5 protein-coding genes are annotated in these 6,316 nt (G+C 63.5%); 1 reads left to right on the top strand and 4 read right to left on the bottom strand.

What is annotated here, in order from left to right; all coding sequences use genetic code 11:
* Positions 1-122: 122 nt before the first annotated feature.
* Entirely contained in the window at positions 123-1,022 is a 900-nt protein-coding gene (locus tag NDB2M1_RS17695) for an ArdC family protein (RefSeq protein ID WP_072384166.1), read from the top strand.
* Here NDB2M1_RS17695 and NDB2M1_RS17690 read toward each other — a convergent pair.
* The 4 genes from NDB2M1_RS17690 to NDB2M1_RS17675 form a co-directional block, all read right to left on the bottom strand.
* On the bottom strand, positions 1,006-1,449 hold the full coding sequence (locus NDB2M1_RS17690) for a hypothetical protein (protein ID WP_066117763.1): 444 nt from the start codon (positions 1,447-1,449) through the stop codon (positions 1,006-1,008). The two genes, NDB2M1_RS17695 and NDB2M1_RS17690, sit on opposite strands and share 17 nt — an antisense overlap.
* On the bottom strand, positions 1,436-3,271 hold the full coding sequence (locus NDB2M1_RS22935; protein WP_216234065.1) for a site-specific integrase: 1,836 nt from the start codon (positions 3,269-3,271) through the stop codon (positions 1,436-1,438). The genes NDB2M1_RS17690 and NDB2M1_RS22935 overlap by 14 nt, the downstream gene beginning before the upstream one ends.
* Positions 3,268-4,971, bottom strand: coding sequence for a site-specific integrase (locus tag NDB2M1_RS17680; protein WP_253185939.1), 1,704 nt, complete (start codon positions 4,969-4,971; stop codon positions 3,268-3,270). Before NDB2M1_RS17680 ends, NDB2M1_RS22935 begins: the two co-directional genes overlap by 4 nt.
* 68 nt (positions 4,972-5,039) lie before the next feature.
* Positions 5,040-6,173: a tyrosine-type recombinase/integrase gene (locus NDB2M1_RS17675; RefSeq protein WP_072384164.1), complete on the bottom strand. Its 1,134-nt coding sequence runs from the start codon at positions 6,171-6,173 to the stop codon at positions 5,040-5,042.
* Between the last annotated feature and the right edge of the window lie 143 nt (positions 6,174-6,316).

Raw genomic sequence — 6,316 nt, 5'->3', positions numbered from 1 at the left:
GCGCACGAAGTATGTAACATCGCAAGTGTCCTCATTTCGAGGACAGTCGATGGCCTTTGCGCGCTGCTGTTTCCCAACCATCGTACGGCCTGCTGTGCGATTTCAGGACGGGAGTCCTGATCATGCGTAGCAAAGAACGCACCGATATATACACGCGCGTCACCAACGAGATCGTTGCCGCCATCGAGGCAGGGGCGGGCTCGTGGACAATGCCGTGGCATCACGATGGATCAGCGACCTCGCGCCCCATCAACGCCGCCACCGGCAAGGCTTACCGGGGATCCAACATTCTCAGCTTGTGGATCGCGGCGCAGGCTGCAGGCTACAGTGCCGGACGCTGGGCCAGCTATCGTCAGTGGCAAGCGCTGGGAGCCCAGGTTCGCAAGGGCGAGCAGGCCACCACGATTGTCTTCTGGAAGGTCAACGATCGCGGCGAGGATGCCGATGACCGGGATTCCGAGCAGGAGGGGCGTGGCCGCGCTCGCATGTTTGCGCGGGGGTACAGCGTTTTCAACGAGGCGCAGGTCGAGGGTTATGCTCCACCAACCATCGATCTCCTGTCCGACGATGCGCGGATGCGGAACGCCGATATCTTTTGGGGCAACCTTGGCATTGAGTGCCGGCATGGCGGCAACGAGGCGTACTATATTCCTTCGGAAGATCGCGTGCAAATGCCACCCTTCGCACAGTTCAGGGAGCCTGCCGCTTATTATGGTACGCTTTTCCATGAAGGTCTGCATGCCACAGGAGCGGCGTCCCGCTGCGACCGTGATTTGTCCGGCAGGTTCGGATCGGACAGATATGCAGCGGAGGAGGCCATCGCAGATCTGGGAGCCGCCTTGGTCATGGCAGATCTCGGTATCGCGCACCATCCACGACCGGACCATGCGGCGTACATCGCGTCCTGGCTACGCGTGCTCAAGGCCGACGCTCGCGCGATTTTCACGCTGGCGAGCAAAGCGCAGGCGGCAGCTGACTGGATGCATACGCAGCAGCCCGAACAACTCAGCGTGGCTGCATGATGGCACCTGCGGTGGATGCCTCAGGCATTCGCCGCAGGAGCGCCGTGAGCCGATCCTCTGCGCTTCTGGCGCGGTGCAACAGCGTCAGGTTCTCGCTGGCGAGTTCGCGCCGCTCCTCGGCGTGACGCCGGGCATCGGCCCTGAGGTGCGTCAGCTCGGTCTCGAGCGTGGCGATGCGCGCTGCCAGGTCGCGTGCGGGCGTGCCTGGTCCTGCCGCAGCTTCGATCTCGTCGAGGATGTCCCGATGGCTCGTATAGAGCGGATTGCGACTGCGTCCCGCTTCGCGCGCGACCGAAGTCGGCGTGATCTTCACCACGCGTCCCGCATGGTCGGCGTGGCGCCCTTCGCCGCGCACCAGCCTCGCCAGCGCCGCCCGGTAGCTCCTTGCCGCGGATTGCCAGCGCTGCCCCTGATCATCCTTGCCCATCGTCATCTCCGATTTGCGTGAGCACCCGCTCGCATTGTCCGATCGCCTCATTGAGCACGGCCGCCGTCATCGGATTGGCCTCCGGCAACAGCGCAGCATTGCGTCTCCGGCGATCCCGCCAGTAGGCTCCGTGCTTCGCTTCGATCACCATGTTGGCGCATGAGAGGCAGACCGCCGGCGCTCGTCCGGCCTCATTCGGTTGCAGTTCGCCGCCGCAGCGGGAGGTCTCCTGCTGGAACACGCACCAGCCATAGTCGCAGGCATGGATGCGAAGATCCGTCTCCTTGAGGATGAACGCAACATAGTCTCGGCGTACCTGTTCGCCCGCGCGGCCGCGGAACCGGGCGTTTCCGGCGACGATACGTTCGCCCATCTTGCCGCCGAGCCGTTTCGCGGCGAGCAGGCGGTCGAGGGCGGCTGCGGTTTCGGCGCGGGCTTCGTGGTCGATGAGGCCATGCAGGTCGAAGTCGTTGCCGACGTAGCCCCGCGCGGTCATGGCAACGGAAGCATGCTTGAAGTGCTCGGCCAGGCCCAGAAGCTGGGTACGGTCGCGCCTGGCAATAAACCGGGCAAAGGTCTTGCGGAACTGGTGCGTGCTGAACCTCCAGGGTTTCCCATCAAGATCGGGGATGCCGACATGCCGCGCAAAGTCATTGATGCGCCAGGCGATATGCATGTGCGTCACCGGCACGATTTGGCCATACTGCGTGTTCTTCACCAGGAACAGATCGTCGCGGCCCGAGGCTTCGCGCAGCGGCGCGCTCAGCTGTTCGAGCAGCTCCACCGCGCGCACGACCGGTGCCGGGGCAACCCAGCGCTCCCTACGGCCATCGAGATCGTCGACAGTCTTGAACAGCCGGGACACGACATATGCCTGATTAACGCCGGTTCCGCCGATCGGGTGATGCTCGATTGCCCCTGTTTTCATTGACAGGATTTCGCTGGACCGCATCCCGACGAAGCCCGCGATCAAGATATAGCACGCCTCGACGAGGTGGACGGCGGCGTGCCGAACTGCATAGGCGCCATCGAGCCGCTCGCCCGATGGTCCGGCCAGCGATGCGAGCCTCAGCGCCGCTCTAACATGATCAGATGCCTGGCGCTTGCCGCGCCGCAGACCCTGCGCTCGCGCTTCGCGGCGGATCGCTTCGGCTGCGACGATCGTATCGCCATGCTCCTCGACCCACCGCAGGGCTTCGCTCAGGATTGCAACGGCCACGTCTTCGGGGATGAACGGTATGACGCCCTTGGTCGCCCTGGTGTGGCCGGCGGCCTCATAGGTCGTTTCCAGCGGCAGCGGATCGACCAGTGGCGCATCGTTCAGCTTTTCTCGCTGACGATAAAGGTCTTTGATCACGAGCAGATAGTTCGTGATTGTGGCAGTTGAGATATTGCCTTTGCCTCCGCCGGCGCGTGCAGGACGACAGCGCAACCATTTGCAGAGTTGTTCGACCGAAGCTGGATCGATCCCGACAAAGCGCGAGTGTCCTTCGCATGCCATCCATTCCAGCAGCGCGCGCAGCAACATTGCTTTGTGATGGATCGACGCCGGAGACGAGCGTTTGCGCCCTGATGGAGGATGATAGTGCATCGACCAGAGGAAGTGCTTGGCGGCGCGGACAAGCTGAACATGATCACTGTTCCCGATGCGCGTGTGCTCCGGCATGGCGAACGACCAACTGAACCGCTTCTGATCCGCGCGGCGACCCGCAGTGCGGATATCGAGCCGCCATTCATCGTCGCCGAACCGGCTCCACGGGGAAAGCCGCGCATCCTCCCAGGATGGCGACGACTGCGTGAGTGGGTGGGGGTGCTGGTTCATTCGACTGGCGGCAGCTGTGGCAGTAACATCTTTGCAACTGCTTCGAGCATCGCCTCGCAGAACCGGGGCAGGATATCGCGCTCGAGGATTTCCAGCTTGGGTGCATAAAGCAGCCGCCAGCGTTCGGGAGCCATGGCGGCACGCCCATCTGTAAGTGCGGCCCGCGTCGCCAGCAGGCGAACCAGCACGTCCTCGTTGAGCGGGATCACGGCATTGGGGCAGGTGAAGCATCCGAGCCAGGCCGTACACAGCTCGCCCTTGCGCTGTCCCTCGGCAACGCCGGCAAGGGGATCGCTACAGATAAATCCGGCTGCGGTCGCGTGGCGCAGATCGGGAAGCACCTCCATCCCGGGCGGGGATTCGGCATCGCCCCGGACCATTTCCACAAACCGGGCTTGCAACCTGCCGATTGCCAGCGCTTGCGCCTTTCGGACGCGGGGCCGGTCCACATAGCGCTGTGTCGTGTCTGGAGTAGCATGGTTGGCCAGCACCTGCGTCTTCAGGATGTCATGCCCGAGCCGCTCGTGCGCTAGTGTGAGCCCCGATGCGCGCAGCGCCGCCAGCGTCAGTTTGAGCGGCTTGCCATCGTCGCCCAGCAGGCCATGGCGCTCCACAAACCGCCGGGTAAGTTTCGTGGCCAGATAGCCGGGGATCACACCGACTCTGCGAGACCCGTGTATTCTCCCGGTGAGGAAGAGATAATTCTGGTCGCGGCGTGGCGTATGCGGCACCAGCCTTTCGGTCATAGCCAGAACCTGATCGATCAGCACGGGCACCGAGGAGCCTTTGTCGCGCAGGAAGCTGCGGCGCTGTTCGCGTCCGGCGCGCCCCTTGCGCCAACTGACGAGAACCCGGCCTTCGAGCAGCAGATGCTCGCTCAGGCAGTCGCGCCGCATCAGCCTGAGGGCCTCGGCATTTGCAAAGGTTTGCGCGCCGATGGCGATCATATAGGCAACGATCGTATCCGGCAGCGCAAACAGCCGCCCCGCGATTTCGCCCATGCCACCGTGGCGGATCATGGCGAAGTGGAGATGCCAGAGGCCCGCGCCCTTTCTCAACATGTCGCCGACTTTGGGTGGCACGCCGCCGAACCGACCGTCGATCACCGCGAGCATGACCCCGATATCGTCGAGATCGAGCTTGGCGAGGTCGGGTTCGGAGACAATGGCCTTGCGATCGACCCGAGCCAGCGCAGCGCGGCCTTCCTCGAACAGTGCCCAGGCTGTTTCGATGTCCCGATGGGCCGCCGTGAGCACGCGTTCCATTTCATCGCGGCTCAGTGCCTCACGCTGGCGCGCTTCCGCATTCTTGCGGGGGAACGGATTGAACGGGATTTCGAGTTCGGGGTGAACCAGGTCGGGCCGGTTGCGCTTGAGCCAGGCCATGTGCTGCTTGATGATCGACCAGACAGTATACCGTGACCCCTTGCTCCAGGGCCTCGTGCCGAGCCAAACGATAAACGCATTGAGAATGCCGCTATCGACGTCGCGCGTGGCTAAGATGGCGGAATCGTATTCGGCAAGGAACGCAAACCAGAACTTCAAAGTACGGAACGCTGAGCCTCTGTTGGCCGGTTGTTTGGCAGCATAGTGATGCCGGAACGCGAGCGCCCACTCGGCAGCCATGGTCGGCCGATCGAAGATCGAGAAGTCGAACGCGCATTCGAGCTGGCCGTCGGCAGCTACGACATTGACCAGCAATGCGCCCGGATTGCCGATCAGCGGCTTCGGCGATGGCTCGACCCGGTAGTCCTTTTGCCCACGCGGCATTACAGCAGCGCCGCATAGAGATCGTCGACCGAAGCCTCGATTGCCGAGAGGTCGGTTTCGACAACGCGCAGGTATACCGCGGTGGTTGCCAGATCGGCGTGGCCGAGCAACACTTGCAACGCGAGCAAGGGATTGAGTTCGGGATTGGCCCGGGCTTCGCGTTGCAGGAACCGCAGCATGGCGGCGGCGAAGGTATGTCGCAGCGCATGGAACGTCGCCGTCACACCCGCTGCCTCGGCGGCAGCCGTGAACATCGCGCCAACCCTGCGCGGTTTCATGGGCTGCCCCCGACAAGTCAGGAACAGAGCCTCGGGATCGCGATCTGCCCGTTTTGTCGCCGCACGACGGACGAGGACCGCCCGCTCTTCCCGCACATAGGCACGGGTTCGATCAACCAAAGGGACCGGAGGATATATTATTCGCGACCGTCCACCCTTGGTTTCGTCGATCTGCACCGGCACCATCGGTTCACTGCCGGCCCCTTTCAGATGACGCACGGTCAGGCCCGCCACTTCCATCCGACGGATTCCCGTAGTCACTGCCCATTCAACGATCAGCCTGTCGCGTGCCGACATTGCGGCCATGATGCGCCGAATCGCTTCCGGCGCGAGCGGGCGCGGCAACATCGGCATATGCCGCACGGTAAGCTCGTTGGCCAGGATTCGACCGCCGGTGGCATCGACATGGGCCAGGAACGCCTGCGGGCGACTGCGCGATAACGCGATTTCCTGGCTTACGAACGGGACCTGCTTCATCAGTCCGGTCGCCACGCTCCAGCGGTAGAAACGCCCTATGGTCCTGAGCCGCCCGTTGATTGTACTGCGTGCCAGCGGTCTGCCGCTGTCGCCACCGGGCCGGAGCATCTGATCGCGATAGGCGGCCAGTTCGCCAGGACCGACCTCGTCCCAGGCCCAGCCATTGGCCTCTAGCGTCTGCCACCAGTCGTAGAGAGCTTCAGCGTAGGTTCGCCAGGTCTGCGGGCTGCGGGTCCTGCCGCGCACCAAAGCAACGTGCATCAGCCATGCGCAGGCCGGTTCGACGAGCCGCATCCGGGCGTCGAGCAGCATCGGGACATTCTCCACCGATGATCCGTCGGGCCGGAATGCAGGCGTCGAGAACAACAGCTGCGCCATACCCACTCCCAAGATTGCAACCGGACAGGAAGGGCCCTCGGGCCCTCCCTGTCCGGCAGAGAAGAGGGGGCTCGGATCATGTGTCCTGCTTGATTGGCAGAAGAGGACAGAAAGGACACGTTATGGATGGGACCTACCACGAA

The sequence above is a fragment of the Novosphingobium sp. NDB2Meth1 genome (assembly GCF_900117425.1).
Taxonomy (GTDB): domain Bacteria; phylum Pseudomonadota; class Alphaproteobacteria; order Sphingomonadales; family Sphingomonadaceae; genus Novosphingobium.
Note: the sequence above shows the minus strand (reverse complement) of the source record. Positions and strands in the feature narration are given on the sequence as shown.

Coding starts and splice junctions, on each gene's coding strand:
- NDB2M1_RS17695 (WP_072384166.1), top strand. CDS start 123: ATGCGTAGCAAAGAACGCACCGATATATACACGCGCGTCACCAACGAG.
- NDB2M1_RS17690 (WP_066117763.1), bottom strand. CDS start 1,449: ATGGGCAAGGATGATCAGGGGCAGCGCTGGCAATCCGCGGCAAGGAGC.
- NDB2M1_RS17675 (WP_072384164.1), bottom strand. CDS start 6,173: ATGGCGCAGCTGTTGTTCTCGACGCCTGCATTCCGGCCCGACGGATCA.
- NDB2M1_RS22935 (WP_216234065.1), bottom strand. CDS start 3,271: ATGAACCAGCACCCCCACCCACTCACGCAGTCGTCGCCATCCTGGGAG.